Annotated in this window: 17 protein-coding genes and 6 tRNA genes; 14 read left to right on the forward strand and 9 right to left on the reverse strand. The window is 72.5% G+C overall.

Annotation, left to right across the window (positions count from 1 at the left end; all coding sequences use genetic code 11):
• The first annotated feature begins 136 nt into the window (after positions 1-136).
• From cobT to K4B79_RS28075, 3 genes are all read left to right on the forward strand, one after another.
• Positions 137-4,213 (forward strand): nicotinate-nucleotide--dimethylbenzimidazole phosphoribosyltransferase, encoded by a 4,077-nt coding sequence (gene cobT, locus K4B79_RS28065; RefSeq protein ID WP_232029718.1) that lies wholly within the window; start codon positions 137-139, stop codon positions 4,211-4,213.
• Positions 4,214-4,352: 139 nt separating this feature from the next.
• Positions 4,353-5,594 (forward strand): uroporphyrinogen-III C-methyltransferase, encoded by a 1,242-nt coding sequence (cobA, locus tag K4B79_RS28070; protein WP_232029719.1) that lies wholly within the window; start codon positions 4,353-4,355, stop codon positions 5,592-5,594.
• 82 nt (positions 5,595-5,676) lie between these two features.
• Positions 5,677-6,495: a TrmH family RNA methyltransferase gene (locus K4B79_RS28075; RefSeq protein WP_232029720.1), complete on the forward strand. Its 819-nt coding sequence runs from the start codon at positions 5,677-5,679 to the stop codon at positions 6,493-6,495.
• 3 nt (positions 6,496-6,498) lie between these two features.
• Here K4B79_RS28075 and K4B79_RS28080 read toward each other — a convergent pair whose 3' ends face one another.
• Positions 6,499-7,941: a serine/threonine-protein kinase gene (locus tag K4B79_RS28080; protein ID WP_232029895.1), complete on the reverse strand. Its 1,443-nt coding sequence runs from the start codon at positions 7,939-7,941 to the stop codon at positions 6,499-6,501.
• A 196-nt stretch (positions 7,942-8,137) separates the two neighbouring features.
• On the opposite strand from K4B79_RS28080, the gene K4B79_RS28085 reads away from it, so the two are divergent.
• The 4 genes from K4B79_RS28085 to K4B79_RS28100 all read left to right on the forward strand — a co-directional run bounded on the left by K4B79_RS28085 (position 8,138) and on the right by K4B79_RS28100 (position 10,782).
• Complete coding sequence (locus K4B79_RS28085; protein ID WP_232029721.1) at positions 8,138-8,413, forward strand: hypothetical protein; 276 nt, start codon at positions 8,138-8,140, stop codon at positions 8,411-8,413.
• Positions 8,414-8,611: 198 nt separating this feature from the next.
• Entirely contained in the window at positions 8,612-8,791 is a 180-nt protein-coding gene (locus K4B79_RS28090; protein WP_232029722.1) for a hypothetical protein, read from the forward strand.
• A gap of 603 nt (positions 8,792-9,394) precedes the next feature.
• Positions 9,395-10,384 (forward strand): phosphotransferase family protein, encoded by a 990-nt coding sequence (locus K4B79_RS28095; protein ID WP_232029723.1) that lies wholly within the window; start codon positions 9,395-9,397, stop codon positions 10,382-10,384.
• An 80-nt stretch (positions 10,385-10,464) separates the two neighbouring features.
• A complete protein-coding gene (locus K4B79_RS28100; RefSeq protein WP_232029724.1) occupies positions 10,465-10,782 on the forward strand; it encodes a TFIIB-type zinc ribbon-containing protein in 318 nt (105 codons plus the stop codon).
• A gap of 86 nt (positions 10,783-10,868) precedes the next feature.
• Here K4B79_RS28100 and K4B79_RS28105 read toward each other — a convergent pair.
• From K4B79_RS28105 to K4B79_RS28125, 5 genes are all read right to left on the reverse strand, one after another.
• Positions 10,869-10,940, reverse strand: a tRNA-Val gene (locus K4B79_RS28105).
• 34 nt (positions 10,941-10,974) lie between these two features.
• Positions 10,975-11,046 (reverse strand) — tRNA-Val (locus K4B79_RS28110).
• Positions 11,047-11,082: 36 nt separating this feature from the next.
• A tRNA-Val gene (locus tag K4B79_RS28115) sits at positions 11,083-11,154 on the reverse strand.
• Between the two features lies 1 nt (position 11,155).
• Positions 11,156-11,229 (reverse strand) — tRNA-Cys (locus tag K4B79_RS28120).
• 37 nt (positions 11,230-11,266) lie between these two features.
• Positions 11,267-11,339: transfer RNA gene (locus K4B79_RS28125), tRNA-Gly, on the reverse strand.
• A gap of 178 nt (positions 11,340-11,517) precedes the next feature.
• Here K4B79_RS28125 and K4B79_RS28130 point away from each other — a divergent pair.
• The 3 genes from K4B79_RS28130 (at position 11,518) to K4B79_RS28140 (ending at position 14,279) form a co-directional block, all read left to right on the forward strand.
• On the forward strand, positions 11,518-12,564 hold the full coding sequence (locus K4B79_RS28130) for a chorismate-binding protein (protein ID WP_232029725.1): 1,047 nt from the start codon (positions 11,518-11,520) through the stop codon (positions 12,562-12,564).
• Entirely contained in the window at positions 12,561-13,382 is an 822-nt protein-coding gene (locus K4B79_RS28135) for an aminotransferase class IV (RefSeq protein ID WP_232029726.1), read from the forward strand. Before K4B79_RS28130 ends, K4B79_RS28135 begins: the two co-directional genes overlap by 4 nt.
• Positions 13,383-13,454: 72 nt before the next feature.
• Positions 13,455-14,279 carry a GNAT family N-acetyltransferase gene (locus tag K4B79_RS28140; RefSeq protein ID WP_232029727.1) on the forward strand — a complete coding sequence of 275 codons (825 nt, stop codon included), beginning with the start codon at positions 13,455-13,457 and terminating at the stop codon, positions 14,277-14,279.
• A gap of 3 nt (positions 14,280-14,282) precedes the next feature.
• Here the strand turns inward: K4B79_RS28140 and K4B79_RS28145 are convergent, their stop codons facing one another.
• The gene (locus K4B79_RS28145) at positions 14,283-14,804 is read right to left on the reverse strand and encodes a DsbA family protein (RefSeq protein ID WP_232029728.1); all 522 of its coding nucleotides are present in this window, start codon (positions 14,802-14,804) and stop codon (positions 14,283-14,285) included.
• A 216-nt stretch (positions 14,805-15,020) separates the two neighbouring features.
• Here K4B79_RS28145 and K4B79_RS28150 point away from each other — a divergent pair, with 216 nt between their 5' ends.
• The gene (locus K4B79_RS28150) at positions 15,021-15,467 is read left to right on the forward strand and encodes a hypothetical protein (protein WP_232029729.1); all 447 of its coding nucleotides are present in this window, start codon (positions 15,021-15,023) and stop codon (positions 15,465-15,467) included.
• Between the two features lie 168 nt (positions 15,468-15,635).
• A complete protein-coding gene (locus tag K4B79_RS28155) occupies positions 15,636-15,788 on the forward strand; it encodes a hypothetical protein (protein ID WP_170068264.1) in 153 nt (50 codons plus the stop codon).
• A gap of 104 nt (positions 15,789-15,892) precedes the next feature.
• Here the strand turns inward: K4B79_RS28155 and K4B79_RS28160 are convergent, their stop codons facing one another.
• A complete protein-coding gene (locus tag K4B79_RS28160; RefSeq protein ID WP_232029730.1) occupies positions 15,893-16,453 on the reverse strand; it encodes a CGNR zinc finger domain-containing protein in 561 nt (186 codons plus the stop codon).
• Between the two features lie 243 nt (positions 16,454-16,696).
• Positions 16,697-17,110 (reverse strand): SsgA family sporulation/cell division regulator, encoded by a 414-nt coding sequence (locus K4B79_RS28165; RefSeq protein ID WP_004002642.1) that lies wholly within the window; start codon positions 17,108-17,110, stop codon positions 16,697-16,699.
• A 191-nt stretch (positions 17,111-17,301) separates the two neighbouring features.
• On the opposite strand from K4B79_RS28165, the gene K4B79_RS28170 reads away from it, so the two are divergent.
• Together K4B79_RS28170 and K4B79_RS28175 are read left to right on the forward strand one after the other, a co-directional pair.
• Positions 17,302-17,754 (forward strand): TIGR02611 family protein, encoded by a 453-nt coding sequence (locus K4B79_RS28170; protein ID WP_232029731.1) that lies wholly within the window; start codon positions 17,302-17,304, stop codon positions 17,752-17,754.
• A 79-nt stretch (positions 17,755-17,833) separates the two neighbouring features.
• Positions 17,834-17,905 (forward strand) — tRNA-Val (locus tag K4B79_RS28175).
• The last annotated feature ends 361 nt before the right edge of the window (positions 17,906-18,266 follow it).

Here is an 18,266-nt window from a genome sequence, read left to right on the forward strand (position 1 = left end):
AATGGCTTTGTCGTCTTTTGTCGACGGGTCGTTCGTGCCGCTGGGCACGCACGCTCGTTCTTCACCGTGGGGCGGTGGGTGCGCCGTTCCGGGTGAGCCGGCCGTAGAAGCACTAACCGATGGGCGAGGGGTACGCATGACCGACACCGGCCAGGTCCCGGGCGAGGGGCTGCCGGAGAACGCAGGCATGGTGGAGCAGCCGGGCGTGCCGGGTGCGTACACCTACCTCTCCGAGACCACCACCGAGGACGACGACCTCCTGCTGCTGCCGGGCGCCCAGAGCCCCTGGGGCAACGAGGTCGCCCCGCCCGTACCCGAGCCGGTCGTCGAGACCGTCCACGAGCCGGGCCCGCACGAGATGGCGGGCCGTGACAGCGGCTCGCACGACCTCAGCGCCGTCCGTATGCCCAACCCCGCCCAGGCGACGGCCCCGCCCCGGCGCCCCCTCCACCTCGGCCCGCCCATCCCCGACGCCTCCGCGAGCCCGGTCCGCTCCCTCGCCGACCGCGGCGCGGTGGGCGCTCCGGTACGCCAGTCCGGCCCGCCCACGGCAGGTCCCGAGTACCTCGACGTCCCGCAGGCGCGCGAGATGACCCCGCAGGCGGCGGCGCCGTGGGGTTCGACGCCGGTCCAGGGCGCCGTACAGGCGCCGGTGGCCCCTCAGGCACCGGCTGCCGAAACGGTTGTTCCGGCAGCCGAACCGGTGGGCGTGGCCGCCCACTCCGGCGAGCCGATGGCCGCGGCCCACGCCGCGGTGTCCCGCCCCGCCGCGGAGGCCGTCGCCGTGCCGGCACCGGGTGAGGCCCCTCCGTCCCCGGACGCGAGCCTCGCTCCGCAGGGGTACGAGGGCGAGCCCGCCGGCCAGGTCCCGGCCCCGGTTCAGCCGGAGACCGCGGCGACGTTCGGCGGCGACGCGGTCCCCGCGGACCCGTATGCCCAGGCCCCCGGTCCGTGGCCGGAGAGCCCCCAGGAACCCGAGGGCGGGCAGCTGCCCGAGGGTGTCCAGGCTGCTGACTTCGCTCAGGTTCCGGGAGACGGGGGAGACACGCAGGTTCCGGAGGCCGGGCAGGCTCCCGAGGCCGCTCAGCCCGTGGAGAGCGCACCGACTTCGGAGGACCTGCAGAGCCCCGAGGGCGCGCAGCTTCCTGAGGGCGTCCAGGCCCCGGAGGCAGGGCAGGCCGCCGAGGTCGCGCAGTCCGCGGAGAGCGCGCCGACGCCCGAGGGGGTTCAGACCCCCGAGACCGCGCAGGCTCCCGGAGACGTCCAGGCCGCTCCGGAGGCCGCTCAGGCTCCCGAGGCCGCTCAGGCCGCCGAGACCGCACCGGTTCCGGAGAGCGTGCAGAGCCCCGAGGCCGCGCAGGTTCCGGAAGGCGTCCAGCCTCCGGCCGACGTACAGATTCCGCAGCCCGATCAGCTGCCGGAGACCCCGCCCGTCCCGGACGCCGACCAGGCACCGGTCGCCGGCCCCCTTGAGGGCCCGGCCCCGGACTCGACCGAGACCCCGACCGCCGAGATCGAGGGCACGGCCGCCGAGACCGGCCCCGCCGAGGTCGCCGGAGCGGACGCCCTGCCCGCCCCGGGCGAGATGCCGGAAGCAGCCCCCGCACCGGACGCCCCCCAGGGCCCGGAAGACATGGCAGCCATGGCGGACCCGGACCCGGACCCGGACCCGGACCTGGTGATGGACCCGGCCACCGAGCAGATGGCAGCCGCCGCTCAGGAAGCCGCCCCCACCCCGGAAGACGCCCAGGACACCGAGTTCGCACACCCCGCCGAGACCGCGACCGCCCCCGAGCCCGCGACCGCCCCCGACGGCACCCCCGAACCCGAGGACATGCCCGCCCCCGAGGCCCTCACCCCCGAGCCCGCCGACACGACGCCAGGATCCGTACCGCCCCCCGGAGCCGAGCCCACCCCGGCCGTCGACCCCGGCGCCCCCGACACCGCCGTACAGGACACGGCTCCCGCCCCGGAAGCCCCGGAAGCCGTACCGGCCCCGCAGCCCGAGGACGGCCTCACGGCGCCCGGCGACGCGGAACCCCTCGCGGCGGCGCACGCCGAGGCCATCGCGCCCGAGCAGGACCAGGCACCCGTCGCGGAAGCTCAGCCGACCCCGGCCGTCGCCCCGCCCGCGCAGGGCCCCAAACTCGCCCCGGACACGCGGCCGGAACAGCTCATGGCGCAGGACACCGCCGCGGCGCCCACCCCGGCCGTCGCCGAAACCGCCCCGCCCCACCCCGAGTTCGTCCCGGTGGAGGGCTCCGTGCCCACCACCCCGCACCTCGCCCCGACACCCCCGCACGCCACGCCCCTCCCCGCCCAGGAACCGGCTCCGGTCCCCGCGCCCCGTGACGGCGACCCCGAGGTCGTACAGAACGCCGACGACCTGGACACCCGGGCGGCCGACCAGGAGGACCGGGCGGTTCAGCAGCCCGGGGGAGAAGAGGGCGCGGCCGTGGACGACGTACGGCAGCCCGCCGGCCCGGCGGCGCCCCCCTACGACGACGCCGAGCGGGAGGCCGTGCTCAAGGTGATGCGCGAGCGCCGCGACATCCGCAACGGCTTCCGCAGCGACCCCATCCCGCACGAGGTGCTGCTGCGTGTCCTGGAGGCGGCGCACACCGCGCCCTCCGTGGGCCACTCGCAGCCGTGGGACTTCGTGGTGATCCGGTCCGCCGAGACCCGGCAGGCCATGCACGAACTGGCCGCGCGCCAGCGCGACGCCTACGCGAAGTCCCTCCCCAAGGGCCGGGCGAAACAGTTCAAGGAACTGAAGATCGAGGCGATCCTCGACACCCCGGTGAACATCGTCGTCACCGCCGACCCCACCCGCGGCGGCCGGCACACCCTCGGCCGGCACACCCAGCCGCAGATGGCCCCGTACTCCGCCGCGCTCGCGGTCGAGAACCTCTGGCTCGCCGCGCGCGCCGAGGGCCTCGGCGTCGGCTGGGTCAGCTTCTTCGACGAGCGCGAGATGGTCCGCGCCCTCGGCCTGCCCGAGCACCTGGAGGTCATCGCCTACCTGTGCGTCGGATACGTCGACGAGTTCCCGGAAGAGCCCGAGCTGATGCAGGCCGGCTGGTCCAAGCGCCGCCCGCTGTCCTGGGTCGTGCACGAGGAGACCTACGGCCGTCGCGCGCTGCCCGGCGAGGAGCCGCACGACCTGCTCGGCGAGACCGTCGCGCAGATCCGCCCGCTGGACGCCAAGGCGCTCGGCGAGGCCTGGGAGCGCCAGAAGCGCATGACCAAGCCGCCGGGCTCGCTCGGCATGCTGGAGATCATCTCCGCGCAGCTGTCCGGTCTGTCCCGCCAGTGCCCGCCGCCGATCCCGGAGCCCGCGGCCGTCGCGATCTTCGCCGGCGACCACGGTGTGCACGCCCAGGGCGTCACCCCCTGGCCGCAGGAGGTGACGGCCCAGATGGTCGCCAACTTCCTCGGCGGCGGCGCGGTCTGCAACGCCTTCGCCGGACAGGTCGGCGCCGAGGTCTGCGTCGTGGACGTCGGTGTCGCCACCGACCTCCCGGCGACCCCCGGCCTGCTGCCCCGCAAGGTCCGCGCGGGCACCTCCGACATGACCACCGGTCCCGCGATGACCCGTGAGGAGGCCAAGCAGGCCATCGAGGTCGGCATCGAGACCGCCCGCGACCTGGTGGCCGCCGGCAACAAGGCGCTGCTCACCGGCGAGATGGGCATCGCGAACACCACCGCGTCCGCCGCCCTGATCTCGGTGTTCACCGACACCGACCCGGCCGACGTCACCGGCCGGGGCACCGGCATCAACGACGAGACCCTCGCCCGCAAGACCGAGGTCGTCCGCCGCGCGATCGAGCTCCACCAGCCGGACCCGGCCGACCCCATCGGCGTGCTCGCCGCGATCGGCGGCTTCGAGCACGCCGCCATGGTCGGCCTGCTCCTCGGCGGTGCCTCCCTGCGGACGCCGGTGATCCTGGACGGCGTCAGCGCCGGGGCCGCCGCACTGGTCGCCCGCGCGATCGCCCCCGAGGTCCTGGCCGCCTGCATCGCGGGCCACCGCAGCGCGGAGCCCGGCCATGTGGCCGCCCTCAACAAGCTCGGCCTGCGCCCCCTGGTCGACCTCGACCTCCGCCTCGGCGAGGGCACGGGCGCGCTGCTGGCCCTGCCGCTGGTCCAGAGCACGGCACGGGCGATGCACGAGGTGGCCACGTTCGACTCCGCGGGGGTCACCGAGAAGTGACCCGAACCGGGGTGGGGCCCACGCTCCTGCGGGCACCCCACCCCGGCCGTACGCTGAATCCGTCTGTAAAAATCTGCACGTCAGGGCTGCTCCAGCGCCGTAGCACCCGTTGCATCGCCAGGACGAGGAGCCGCACCTCATGGCCGAACACCCCGCCTACCCCGTAGGCCTCCGCCTCACCGGCCGTCGCGTCGTCGTGCTCGGCGGCGGCCAGGTCGCCCAGCGCCGTCTGCCGGCCCTCATCGCGGCGGGCGCGGACATCGTCCTGGTGTCCCCCGGCGTGACCCCCTCGGTCGAGGCGATGGCGGACGCGGGCGAGATCACCTGGGAGCAGCGGCCGTACCGGGAGGGCGACCTCGCCGACGCCTGGTACGCCCTCATCGCCACCGGTGACACGGAAGCCAACACGCGGGCCTCCGCGGAGGCCGAGCGCCACCGCGTGTGGTGCGTCCGCTCCGACGACGCGGACCGGGCCACGGCCTGGACCCCCGCGACCGGCCACAGCGAGGGCGTCACGATCGCCGTCCTGACCACCGACGCCAAGGGCCGCGACCCCCGCCACACCGCCGCGATCCGCGACGCCGTGGTCGAGGGCCTGCGCGACGGCACGCTCGTCGCCCCGCACCACCGCACCCGCACCGCCGGTGTCGCCCTCGTCGGCGGCGGCCCCGGCGACCCGGACCTCATCACGGTCCGCGGCCGCCGTCTGCTCGCCGAGGCCGACGTCGTCATCACCGACCACCTCGGCCCGCGCGACCTGCTCGCGGAACTCCCGCCGAGCGTCGAGGTCATCGACGCGGCGAAGCTGCCGTACGGCCGTTTCATGGCCCAGGAGGCCATCAACGAGGCGCTGATCGAACACGCCAAGCAGGGCAAGTCGGTCGTCCGCCTCAAGGGCGGCGACCCCTTCGTCTACGGCCGGGGCATGGAGGAGGTCCAGGCGCTGGCCGAGGCCGGCGTCCCGTGCACGGTCGTGCCCGGCATCTCCAGCTCGATCTCGGTGCCGGGCGCCGCGGGCATCCCCGTCACCCACCGGGGCGTCGCCCACGAGTTCACCGTGGTCAGCGGGCACATCGCGCCGGACGACGAACGCTCCCTGGTCGACTGGCCGTCCCTCGCCCGGCTGACCGGCACGCTGGTGATCCTCATGGGCGTCGGCACGATCGGGAAGGTCGCCGAGACGCTCATCGCCCACGGCAAGTCCCCCGAGACCCCGGTCGCCCTGGTCCAGGAGGGCACCACGGCCGCCCAGCGCCGGGTCGACGCCACCCTCGCGACCGTCGCCGATGTCGTCCGGGAGCAGGACGTGGAGCCCCCGGCCGTGATCGTCATCGGCGAGGTCGTCGCCGTGGGACCGCGGCCGGCGCCGACATCGGCGTAACCCGGGCACCCCAGGTAACCCGGGGTAACCCAACTCGTCCCCAGCCGTTGGCACCACACCCAGGACAAGGCAGTATCACCCTGTGGCCGATCTCATCACCGTCGAGGACCCCGACGACCCGCGCCTGCACGACTACACGGGCCTGACCGACGTCGAACTGCGCCGCAAGCGCGAACCGGCCGAGGGCCTGTTCATCGCCGAGGGCGAGAAGGTCATCCGGCGGGCCAAGGACGCCGGGTACGAGATGCGGTCGATGCTGCTGTCCGCCAAGTGGGTCGACGTCATGCGCGACGTCATCGACGAGCTCCCGGCCCCCGTGTACGCGGTCGGCCCGGAACTCGCCGAGCAGGTCACCGGCTACCACGTGCACCGCGGCGCGCTCGCCTCCATGCAGCGCAAGCCGCTGGCCACGGCCGCCGAACTCCTGCAGACGGCACGCCGGGTGGTCGTCATGGAGTCCGTGAACGACCACACCAACATCGGCGCGATCTTCCGCTCGGCGGCGGCGCTCGGCATGGACGCGGTCCTGCTGTCCCCCGACTGCGCGGACCCCCTCTACCGCCGCAGCGTCAAGGTCTCCATGGGCGCGGTCTTCTCCGTCCCCTACGCCCGTCTCGACACCTGGCCCAAGGGTCTGGAGTCGGTCCGCGAGGCCGGCTTCACCCTCCTCGCCCTCACCCCGGACGCCAAGGCCAGAACCCTCGACGAAGCCGCCCCCCACACCATGGACCGGGTCGCCCTCATGCTCGGCGCAGAGGGCGACGGCCTCTCCACCCAGGCCCTCGTCGCCGCCGACGAATGGGTCCGTATCCCCATGGCCCACGGCGTCGACTCCCTCAACGTGGGCGCGGCGGCAGCGGTCGCCTTCTACGCGGTGGCCACGGGCCGACCCCAGGCGTAGGGCTCAGTCCTTACTGAAGGTCGCCTCGTACCGCTCGGCCATCCGCGGCCCCTCGTCGAGAGGCGTGAACCCGGGCCCCGACGGCGTGTGCCCCCGTTCCTCCCGTACGACGTCCCGCTGGTCGCCGATTCCGCGTGACGGGCCCTGGCAGCCCTGCGCCGCGGCGATGCCGAGCGCCACGAGCAGCGTGACCACCACGAACACGAACAACCGCTGGCGCAGAAGCCGGGGGTTGGCGGGCCGCCGCCCGGTGCCCGTGGTCCTGGGCGCCGGACGACCGGTGCCGCTGCGCGGGGTGGGACGGTTCCCGCTTCCCGAGCGGGTCGTATTGCGGGTGGCCGGAGTGGGCCGCGCGGTCCCGGACCGGGAGGCGGAGCCGCCGTTCCGGGAAGCGCCGCCACCCCGGGAGGGAGCCGCACCGCCGCGCGAGGGAGCAGGTCCCCGCGACGAGGAGGCACCGCCACGCGGCGGGGGAGTGCCCTGCGCACCCGGCCCGCCCGACTGCTGCCCCTGCGATCGCCGCTGAGGCGCCCGATCCGGATAGCTGTCGGAGATCCGCCCGGTGGGCCGGTCCGCCTCACCGGCCCGCGGGACCGGCGGACGCAGGTCCGTGTGCCCCTGCGCCTCGCGCGCCGCGATCTCCTTCAGGCGCAGCGACAACTGGAGCGTGCTGGGCCGTTCCTGGGGATCCTTCGCCAGACACGCCCGCACCAGCGGAGCCAGCGCGTCCGGCACCCCGTGCAGCTGCGCCTCCTCGTGCACCACGCGGTACAGCATCACCTCGGAACTGCCGTGCCCGAAGGGCGAGTCGCCCATCGAGGCGTACGCCAGCGTCGCCCCGAGGGAGAACACGTCCGTGGCCGGCGTCACCGCGGCACCGCGCACCTGCTCGGGCGCGAGGAAACCGGGCGAACCCACGGCCGTCCCCACATGCGTGAGCGTCGAGGCCCCCGTCGCCCAGGCGATGCCGAAGTCGATGATCCGCGGCCCCTTGGGGGACAGCAGGATGTTGGACGGCTTGAGGTCCCGGTGCACCACACCGGCCTCGTGCACGGCGACCAGCCCCTCCGACAGGGCGGCACCCACGGCCGCGACCTCGGCCGCGCCGAGCGAACCCTCGTCGGCGACCTTGTCGTGCAGGGAAGGACCGGGCACGTACTGGGTCGCGAACCACGGACGGTCCGCCTCCAGATCCGCGGCGACGAGCCGTGCCGTGCAGCCACCCCGGATCCGCCGGGCCGCCGACACCTCACGGGCGAACCGCGACCGGAACTCCTGGTCCTCGGCCAGATCGGGCCGGATCACCTTCAGCGCGACCCGCTGGCCCTTGCGGTCGGAGCCCAGATAGACCACGCCCATCCCGCCCGCGCCCAGCCGTCTGTGAAGCCTGAACGAGCCGACGACGCGCGGGTCCTCGCGCCTCAGGCGCATCATCGCCATGTTCATCCCCGCTGCCCGGTCCGTGTGACGTGCCACAGCTTACGTTTCCACGGCCCGCCGCGCGCAGAGGCCGCGCCCTCTCGTCCCGATCGATTGTCAGTGCCGGGTGGGAGACTTGAAGAGTGGTCAGGGACCGCGCGAACAGGCCGACTTCGGCACAAGTGTGATCCCAACCACCCATCGCAGAAGGGGGATTGAACCCGTGAAGGGTGATCGCGTGGAAATAGTCGTGGACGCCGGGGACACGACACGTACATATGAGGTGGTGGCGAGCCGGGCGGGCCGCCGAGTGGAGACGGCGGTACGACGAGGTGTCGTAGAAGTGAGCGAAGTCACCCGAAACGGCTCCGTGGTCCGCACGGCCCGTTTCATGGCGACCCGGGTCCTGGCCCTCGTGGAGCAGCCGGTTCCCCGCGAGGACACCTCAGAGAAAGCGGGGCACTCCGGGCGCCCCCTCCGGGAAGACCCCGAGACCTAGGACCCCGTCTCCACCCAGGGGAGTACTCCGCAGGTCACGGCTCATCCTCCGGGAGGCCCGGCAATCGGTACGAGGGCATGACGCCCGAACACCGCCGGACGCCTAGATTTGAGGTCAAGCGGCGGGTGCAGCACTCGTCCCCCGAGGTCAGACACCCGCCGCTGCCAACCACAACGGAGAACGGTCAGGAGAGGGACCATGGCCCAGACGGCACCGCGGACACTGATCCGCACACACGACCGCCGCTCGGGCCGTCGCCACCCCCTGGTGGCGACACTTATGGCCCTTCCCCTGGCGGCACTGCTCCTCCTCGTCTTCGACGGCTGGGAGACAGTGGCCACACAAGCGTCGTCCGTGGGAGTGATGCTGGGGCGCTGAGCGGCGACCCCAGGCCCGGAAGAGCGGTCCGGGCGGGGACATCCACCCATGAAACCCCGTGGGGACGGGGGTGCGGCGGACGGCAAAATGCCGGCGCAGCTGGGGAGCTGCGCCGGCATTGCTTTGCCCTCAAACCACCGGCCCCGGGCCAAGCCCCCCGTCCTCCGGCCTTCGAGGACGAGCTCTTGCCGTCCCGATCCCCCACCCACCCGCACTTTCAGCCCGTCCAGCGTGTGATGACTCGGGCCTGGCCGTCCCGATCTCCCACCCACCCGCACTTTCAGCCCGTCCAGCGTGTGATGACTCGGGCCTGGCCGCCCTGATCCCCCACCCGCCCGCGTTTTCAGCCCGTCCGGCGTTCGAGGACGAGCTCTTGCCGTCCCGATCCCCCGCCCGCCCGCGTTTTGAGCCCGTCCGGCGTTTGAGGACGAGGCCCCTTCAGGGCCGATCGGGGGTCCAGGGGGCGGAGCCCCCTGGGGGCGGCAGCCCTGGGGATGGGACGGGTAGGGGCGGCGGGGGCGAAAGAATCCAGGGCACCAGGAACACAGCCCCGCACCCCCCTGCGTACCCTCACAAAAGACACCCGCACGCCCGAGGAGCCCAGTGACCCCCCACCCCCTCCTCGCCGAACTCACCACCCGAGTCAGAGCCAAGGCCCACGCAACCACCAAGGCATGCCCCTGCGGCGCAACAGGCGAAACGGGCGAAAGCGGTGCAACCAAAACACAAGACACACCCACCACCACCCTCGCCGACCGCCCCGACGCCACAGTCGTCCGCCACGCCCACACCGTCGCCAAGGCGCACGCCCCCGACACCCTCCCCACCGACCTCACCCCCCGCCTCACCACAGCCACCCGCCTCCCCGACATCCTCCTGCCCCCACTCACCCCCACCCCGACCCACCTCCACGGCCGCCTGGTCACGTTCTGGCCGTACGGCACCCCCGTGGACCCGGACAACCCCGACGCCGCCCCCTGGGAAGAGGCCGCCACCCTCCTCGCCCACCTCCACCGCACGCCCATACCGACACCCGGCCTCCCACCCATGCGCGGCCCCCTCAAGGCCGCCCAGGCGATCACCCGCCTCCGAGCGGCCACCCCCCACCCCGCCACCACCCCCGTCCTCCGCGCCTGGAACACCCTCCCGCCCTGGGCCCGAGCCGAGACCCCCCTGCCGGACACCACCACCCTCTGCCACGGCGACCTCCACCTCGGCCAGCTCGTACGCCACCCCGCCCCCGACGGCCCCTGGCGCCTCATAGACGTCGACGACCTCGGCACCGGACCCCCCGCCTGGGACCTCGCCCGCCCGGCCGCCTGGTACGCCTGCGGCCTGCTCACCCCCGACGAGTGGACCCGCTTCCTCACCGCGTACCGCACGGCCGGCGGCCCCGCCGTCCCCGCGACCGGCGACCCCTGGCCCGCCCTGGACGTCCCGGCCCGTGCCCTCACCGCGCAGACCGCGGCCCGGTCGATCACCAAGGCCGTCGCGGCGGGCCGCCCCCTGGACGACGTGGAACAGGCACTCGTCGACGCCTGCGACCGAATGGGTTCCACCCCGCCGGAGTTGACCTCGGCTTTCCCGAAGTAGGGTGCAACCGACCGGAGCCGGACAGAGTCTGTCCTGGCGTAACGCGAAGCAGGACCAACCGGCGAGGAGTTGAGCCGATCATGCAGTGTCCGAAGTGCCATGCGCCGATGCACACGTACAACCGCAACGGTGTCCAGATCGAGCAGTGCAGCGGCTGCCGCGGCATCTTTCTCGACTACGGCGAGCTGGAGGCGCTGACCCGCCTGGAGTCCCAGTGGGGCGGAGGCCCGGCCGTCCCGCCGCCCCCGGCCGCTCCCCAGTACCCGGCGGCGTCCTCCCCGTACCCGGCCGCTCCCGCCGCTCCCGCCTGGGGCGCCCCGCAGCACGGCGGTCACCACGGCGGCCACCACGGTCATCAGCGCAACCGCGGCTTCGGCCACATGCTGTTCTCCAGCTGACGTCAGCCGCAGCTGAGACCGCCTGCCGCCGACACCGGCCGGCACACGAAGAAGCCCCCGACCTGAGGGCCGGGGGCTTCGGTGTGTGGACGATACTGGGATTGAACCAGTGACCTCTTCCGTGTCAGGGAAGCGCTCTCCCGCTGAGCTAATCGTCCTCGGGACCACGGCCCGAGGGCCGTGTGTACTGCGTGCGCGATACTGGGATTGAACCAGTGACCTCTTCCGTGTCAGGGAAGCGCTCTCCCGCTGAGCTAATCGCGCGGGTCGGATCTCGCCGTACGAGCCGGGCGGATCCAGTGGACGATACTGGGATTGAACCAGTGACCTCTTCCGTGTCAGGGAAGCGCTCTCCCGCTGAGCTAATCGTCCTTGGAGGTGGAGACGGGATTTGAACCCGTGTAGACGGCTTTGCAGGCCGTTGCCTCGCCTCTCGGCCACTCCACCAGGAGTGTCAGGGGACCGGGATCCCCGACTTCCTTCGAGCGGACGACGAGGTTCGAACTCGCGACCTCAACCTTGGCAAGGTTGCGCTCTACCAACTGAGCTACGTCCGCTTGTCGTTTCGGTCGGCTCACGCGTCCCGGTGACGAGTTGAACTCTAGCGGATTCCGGGGCCAGCACAAAAACGCGTTTGCGCAGCGTGCTGCGCTGCGCCTGCTCACAGCGGTGCGCGAGGCTCCCGAGCGGACATGACCAGGTCACCTGCCGGACACGCGCCATAGACTCGGCAGCGTGCGCGACCTCCCTGCTCTCGCCCGCTTCGGTGACCGTGTCGCCACCGGGCTCCTCGACGTCACCGGCGATCCCGCGGCTCTGGACTCCACCGGTTTCTGGGCCGTGACCGCCGATTTCGAGGGCCGCGTGACCTGCGCACGCTTCCGGGAGGTACGACGAGAGCCGGTGCCCGCCCCGGTGCCGGGGGCCTGGCGGGGGCCGGCCGTCGGTGACTGGACATCCTCCCTCGATCGCGCCGCGTACATGGCCGGGGTGGCCCGGATCCGGGAGTACATCGCGACCGGAGAGGTCTACCAGGCCAACCTGTGCCGGGTGCTGTCCGCCCCCGTCGTCCCCGGCGCCGACGTGGACGCCCTGACCGCGCTGCTGGCCCGCGGCAACCCGGCGCCGTATGCAGGAACGATCCGGCTGCCCGGTCACGGTGTGGAGATCGCCACCGCCTCCCCGGAGCTGTTCCTGCGCCGGGACGGCCGCACGGTCGTCTCCGGACCGATCAAGGGCACCGGGCGGACCGAGGCGGACCTGCTGGCCAAGGACTACGCCGAGAACGTGATGATCGTGGACCTGGTCCGCAACGACCTGGGGCGGGTGTGCGCCACGGGCAGTGTGACCGTCCCCGACCTGTGCGCCGTGGAGAAGCATCCCGGCCTGGTGCATCTGGTCTCCACGGTGCGCGGGGAGCTGCGGGACGGGGCGGGCTGGCCCGGGCTGATGGCCGCCGCCTTCCCGCCCGGTTCGGTGACCGGGGCGCCCAAGTCGAGTGCGCTGCGGATCATCGAGGAGCTGGAGACGGCGCCGAGGGGGCCGTACTGCGGCGGGATCGGCTGGGTGGACGCCGACCGTGGCACCGGCGAGCTGGCCGTCGGCATCCGGACGTTCTGGATCGACCGCGCCGCCGGTCTGCTGCGCTTCGGCACCGGAGCCGGGATCACCTGGGGCTCCGACGCCGAGGCCGAATGGCACGAGACCGAACTGAAGGCCTCCCGACTGCTAGCGGTAGCGTCGGGGACGTACGACGGCAGCGGAGAGGGACCGACCACGTGAAGATCTGGCTCAACGGCGGGCTGCAGGAGATCGAGACCGCCCGCGTCTCCGTCCTCGACCACGGACTGACCGTGGGCGACGGCGTCTTCGAGACGGTGAAGGCGGTCGACGGCAGGCCGTTCGCGCTCACCCGCCACCTCGACCGGCTCGTCCGCTCCGCGCGCGGCCTCGGCCTGCCCGACCCCGACCTCGACGAGATACGCGGTGCCTCCGCGGCCGTCCTGGAGGCCAACCCGATGCCGCTCGGGCGGCTGCGCATCACCTACACCGGCGGCCACGGCCCGCTCGGCTCCGACCGCGGTGAGCAGGGACCGACCCTCGTGGTCGCGCTCGGCGAGTCGGCCCGGCGCCCGGACTCCACGGCCGTGATCACGGTCCCCTGGACCCGCAACGAGCGCGGCGCCCTGACCGGCCTGAAGACGACCTCGTACGCCGAGAACGTCGTCGCCCTGGCCCGGGCCCGCGAGCACGGGGCCACCGAGGCGCTGTTCGGCAACACCGTCGGACAGTTGTGCGAGGGGACCGGGTCGAACGTCTTCGTCGTGCTCGACGGCGAGATCCACACCCCGCCGCTCGCCTCCGGCTGCCTCGCGGGCATCACCCGCGCCCTCGCGATCGAGTGGACGGGCGCCCAGGAGACCGACCTGCCGCTGGACGTCCTGGACCGGGCCGAGGAGGTCTTCCTGACCTCGACCCTGCGGGACGTCCAGGCCGTCCACCGCGTCGACGACCGCGAACTGCCCGGCGCCCAGGGCCCGGTGACCGTCAAGGCCATGCACACCTTCGACGAGCGGTCCGGCGACGACCTCGACCCGTGAGCATCGCGAAGATCGGGAAAAGCGGGGGATATTCGGCTGACCGGGAGCTCGGCAGCGGGTAGAACATCCGTGATGACCACGACCCTGCGGCCGATCGAGCCGCTTCAGCGCGCGGCCGACGGGACGTGTTCACGCCGCTTCCAGGTGTGCGTGAACAGCCGTCCCGTCGGCGTCATACACCTCGGCACCTCCCCCACCTTCGGCGCCGAGGTGGCCCTGATCACGGACCTGCGGATCGAGGAGCCGGACCGCCGGCGCGGCCGGGCCACCGTGGCCGTGCTCGCCGCGGAGGAGGTGGCGCGCGGCTGGGGCTGCCGGCGCATCGAGGCGGCGGTGCCGGCCGAGGCGGGGACGGCGCTCGGACTGGCGACCGCCCTCGGGTACGTCGTCCGCAACCGGCTGATGGGGAAGACCGTCGGCGCCACCGCGCCCGTCCTGCCGGCCGGGAGCCGGAGCCGTCCCATGACCCAGGCGGAGTTCGCGGTCTGGACGGTCCACGCGAAGGAGGAGTACGCGCAGAGCTGGATCTCCCGCGGGGTGCCCGAGAGCGAGGCCCGCGTCAAGGCCGACAAGGACCACGACAAGATGCTGCCCGACGGCCCGGACACCGAGGGCGTGCTCCTGAGCGTCCTGGAGCACGAGGGGACCCCGGTCGGCACCCTGTGGCTGGCGGCCCGCAACGGGTTCGGTTTCGTCTACGACGTCGAGACCGCCGAGGCCCACCGGGGCCGGGGGCACGGCCGGAGCCTGATGCTGGTCGCGGAGGCACAGACCGCCGAGGCCGGATGGCCCGGCGTCCGCCTCAACGTCTTCGCGGGCAACACGCCCGCCGAGCGGCTCTACGCCTCACTCGGCTACGAGACGATCACCCACCACGTGTTCAAGGAGCTGCTCTGAGGATCACGCGCCCTCGGCCAGCAGCCGGTCCGCGATCTCCTCGACGCGCTCGCGCAGCCCCTCCTGGCTCTTGCCGCCGTCGAGGCGCTCGCCGCCGATGACGTAGGTGGGGGTACCGGTGACGCCGATCGCCTTGCCCTCGGCCTGGTCGGCGTCCACGATCAGGATGTGCCGGCCGTCGATGAGCGCGGTGTCGAACTCCTCGGCGTCCAGGCCGAGTTCGGCGGCCACCTCGACCAGGAGGGCCTCGCCCCGGCGGTCCAGCTCGGCCACCCTGGCGAGCACCGCCTCGACGTAGGCCCAGCCCTGTCCCTGCTCCGCGGCCTCCTCGGCGGCCTGCGCGGCGGCGAAGGCGTGCCGGTGCTTCTCCAGCGGGAAGTGCCGCAGCCGCAGTTCCAGCCGGTCGCCGTAGCGGGCGCGCAGGGCACGCAGGTCGTCCAGGGCGTCACGGCAGTCCGGGCACTGGAGTTCGCACCAGACGTCGAGGACGGGGGAGGCGGGACGGGCGGGGGAGGAGTCGCTCATGGTCACAGTCTTCCAGCCCGGGTTCGCGGGACCGAATCGGACCTCGGCGCGGTACGGCGTCCACCGCCGGTCGTAGGACGCGGACCGGCACCTGCGGAGGAGCCGACCCGGAGATGTCCCTGATGTCCTGCCGCACCATGGCCCGGCGGGGTGCGGCGGGTGCAGGATGGAAGGGACGAACCGCCCCGCTCGACCGAGCCCTGCCTGGAGGACCGGATGATTGCCGAGACCGTCTGTTCCGCCGTTTCCGCGGCCGGCCTGGGCATCGCGGCGGTCACGGCGTACCGCAAGCGATTCCTCGCGGCCACCCGTATCGCGGCCTACTCGCTCGTCCCGATCGGGCTGGTCATGACCGGTGTCGTCGAGTGGGTCGCGGACACCGCGTTCAGCCCGGCGGCGTGGGCCGGCTTCGGCGTGCTCGGCGCGTCCTGGCTGCTGTTCGCGAGCACACGCGCCGTGGAGCGCCGCCGTGGCGGCACCCGCAAGGAACGCAGGGCGGCCGCCAAGGGCGCCCAGCGCGAGGCGGTGGCCCCGGCGGCCTCGGCGCCGTCCCTGGGCGCCGGCTCCCGGCCTGCGGCCCAGCCCGCGAAGCGGCCCCGCGCCGAGACCGCCACGGAAGACTTCAGCGACATCGAGGCCATCCTGAAGAAGCACGGCATATGACCTGCGCATGAGGTCCGGTGCATGAGGACTGAAACGACACAGTGAGGTCCTGGCCCGTCCCGAAGTGATCAAGACCCGAACCGGACATCACGGAAATCGGCGAACTCCCGCTCAATCCGGGCGTGTTGATCGCGCGAAGTCGGTCCACTGCGTCATCATCGCCGCGAGATGCTGGACACGACACAGAGCGATACCGCGCCGCCGCAGGACGAGCCGCGTGGATGCCTCTTCGCCCTTTCCCAGCCACCGCTGATGATCTTTCTTGCGGTGATCGGGTGTCTGCTGCTCATGGCTGCGCTGCACGATCTGCTGCTGCTCTGAGCCGTACCCGTGGTTCCCGGCGCCACCCGCTGGGAACCACGTCGACATCCAGGGACAGGGAAGGGACGGGGTCAGGGCCAGAGCCAGGGTCCGGTGTCCGGGCGTCAGCCCGCCGCCTCCTTGCGCCGCGCCCGGTAGGCGGCGACATGCAGCCGGTTTCCGCAGGTCCGGCTGTCGCAGTAGCGCCGCGAGCGGTTCCGGGACAGATCCACGAAGGCGCGCCGGCAGTCCGGCGCCTCGCAGCGGCGCAGCCGCTCCTGCTCACCGGCCACCACGAAGAACGCCAGCGCCATCCCGCAGTCGGCCGCGAGGTGATCGGCGATGGAGGCCCCGGGGGCGAAGTAGTGCACGTGCCAGTCGTAGCCGTCGTGGTCCGTGAGCCGGGGCGTGGTGCCCGCGGCGGCGATCAGCTCGTTGATCAGGCCGGCCGCGGTGCGGGGGTCCGGGGCGGCGAAGACCGAGGCGAACCGGCCGCGGAGCTTGCGCACCGCCGTCAGGTCGAGCTCGGAGAGCACGCCGACGTCACTGACCTCGTGGCTTCGTACGAAATCCTCTAGGGCCGCGAGATCCGGCAGCGCGTCCGGGGTCACGTCGTCCTCCGGCGCGGTGTTCACCAGATCCACCACGGTGTCGAGGGCGCACCGGGTGTCGTGGGTGATCAGCACGTTTCGCTCCCTGGCCTGGAGGCGGGCGGCCGCCCGCCGATGCTGGCCGATGGTAGTGGCTCCGCCCATACCGGGGCAGTCGCGTCACCCGTGGGGCGGCAATCCCGGCCACGGACGCACACGCCTCGGCGCCGTCACCGTGATGACTCACGGTGACGGCGCCGAATCCAGCCGTATGCAGTTGTCTGAGCCCGAGCCGTCTCCCCGAGTGGACGGCGCCGGGCGGCTCTGTACGGCCTCGGCCTAGCTCTCCGCCAGGATGTGCGAGAGCTCCTGATCGAGGTCGAAGTGACGGTGCTCGGTGCCCGGGGGTACAGCGGCGTCCGTCCGCTTCAGGAAGGACTCCAGGGCGCGCGCAGGGGCTTCGAGCAGCGCCTCGCCCTCCGGAGAGCTCAGGGCGATGCAGACGACGCCCTGACCGTGGCTGCGCGACGGCCAGACACGGACGTCGCCGGTGCCGGTGGGCCGGTGGAGACCCTCCGCGAGCAGGTCGCGGGCGAACACCCACTCGACGGTTTCCTCTGCTCCGGTGTGGAAGGTGGCGTGCACGGCGTAGGGGTCGGCCGTGTCGTACCGCAGGCCTGCGGGGACAGGCAGGGATGACTCGCTCGACACAACGAGGCGCAGGTGCAGCTCGCAGCTGACCGTGGTGTTCATAAGCGCCAGGGCCTTTCGCTCAGTGTGCGCTCGGGGATTCGCACGTCGGCGAAATCGACATGCCACCTACGGTGCCGTTGTAAACCCCTCTGAGTGTTTTGCGTGTCTTTACGTAACTCTTCCGGCCGAGGGCGCGTTCGCACGGTACGACCATTCCGGTGACTGGTTTCTGTCCGGTAGGGTTTGGCCGTATGAATACGGGGAGTGACGAGCCGGGCGAGGTTGCCGTGGCGGCGGACGAGACGAAGGCGGACGGGGCGCGGGACGAGCGGGGGCTCGGCTCCAAGGCGCCCGAATTCATCAAGGCCCGCCGCATGCTGCACCTGAGCTGGCAGGTCGGGATTTTCATCATCGGGCTCGCGGTCGTGATCGTGGGCATCATCATGCTGCCCTTGCCCGGACCGGGCTGGGTGGTGATCTTCGGCGGCATGGCCATCTGGGCGACCGAGTTCGTCTGGGCCCAGCTGGTGCTGCGCTGGACCAAGCGCAAGGTCACCGAGGCCGCCCAGCGCGCCCTGGATCCCAAGGTGCGGCGGCGCAACATCATCCTGACGTCGATCGGCCTGGTGATCGTGGGCGTGATCGTCGGGGTCTACCTGTGGAAGTTCGGGCTCACGATGCCCTGGAAGATCAAGGACCAGTGATCCGCCCCAGGGGGTGCCCGCGTCGGCGTCCGCCGGTCACGCGCACCCCCTGACATGGGGTAATCTTCTTCCTGCGTCCGGGCGATTAGCTCAGTGGGAGAGCGCTTCGTTCACACCGAAGAGGTCACTGGTTCGAACCCAGTATCGCCCACCCGGACCGACGGCCCGTCTGCGAGACAGCAGGCGGGCCGTCGGCGTGTGTACGCCCCGACGCGATCCGCGCGCCTTCGCGTGACGCCGGTCGGGGCAAGCGGTCGGGGCGGGCGGTCGGGGCCGTCGGACGGACGGTCGGGCAGGCGAGTTTTGGCCGATCAACATCCGCGTGTGAACGGCCGGTTCGCGTTCGGCCCCTCGATCACACCACTCCCACCTGCGACGTTGGGCGAGCCGATGTCCGGATCGCTCCCGATGGGCCGTCAACTTGCCGCGCCGGTCCACAAGAAAATCCTGTCCGAATCATTGACGCACCACGAGGCCCCTCGTAGCTTGTGCCAGCAAGCGCTTACTTGAAA

It is taken from the genome of Streptomyces lincolnensis, from assembly GCF_021173675.1.
GTDB classification, from domain to species: domain Bacteria; phylum Actinomycetota; class Actinomycetes; order Streptomycetales; family Streptomycetaceae; genus Streptomyces; species Streptomyces lincolnensis_B.

Excerpts from the sequence above, each read along its gene's own strand:
- K4B79_RS28165 (WP_004002642.1), bottom strand. The coding sequence starts at position 17,110 with ATGAACACCACGGTCAGCTGCGAGCTGCACCTGCGCCTCGTTGTGTCG.
- K4B79_RS28145 (WP_232029728.1), bottom strand. The coding sequence starts at position 14,804 with ATGAGCGACTCCTCCCCCGCCCGTCCCGCCTCCCCCGTCCTCGACGTC.
- K4B79_RS28100 (WP_232029724.1), top strand. The coding sequence starts at position 10,465 with ATGCAGTGTCCGAAGTGCCATGCGCCGATGCACACGTACAACCGCAAC.
- K4B79_RS28150 (WP_232029729.1), top strand. The coding sequence starts at position 15,021 with ATGATTGCCGAGACCGTCTGTTCCGCCGTTTCCGCGGCCGGCCTGGGC.
- cobT (WP_232029718.1), top strand. The coding sequence starts at position 137 with ATGACCGACACCGGCCAGGTCCCGGGCGAGGGGCTGCCGGAGAACGCA.
- K4B79_RS28170 (WP_232029731.1), top strand. The coding sequence starts at position 17,302 with ATGAATACGGGGAGTGACGAGCCGGGCGAGGTTGCCGTGGCGGCGGAC.
- K4B79_RS28140 (WP_232029727.1), top strand. The coding sequence starts at position 13,455 with ATGACCACGACCCTGCGGCCGATCGAGCCGCTTCAGCGCGCGGCCGAC.
- K4B79_RS28155 (WP_170068264.1), top strand. The coding sequence starts at position 15,636 with ATGCTGGACACGACACAGAGCGATACCGCGCCGCCGCAGGACGAGCCG.
- cobA (WP_232029719.1), top strand. The coding sequence starts at position 4,353 with ATGGCCGAACACCCCGCCTACCCCGTAGGCCTCCGCCTCACCGGCCGT.
- K4B79_RS28090 (WP_232029722.1), top strand. The coding sequence starts at position 8,612 with ATGGCCCAGACGGCACCGCGGACACTGATCCGCACACACGACCGCCGC.
- K4B79_RS28080 (WP_232029895.1), bottom strand. The coding sequence starts at position 7,941 with ATGAACATGGCGATGATGCGCCTGAGGCGCGAGGACCCGCGCGTCGTC.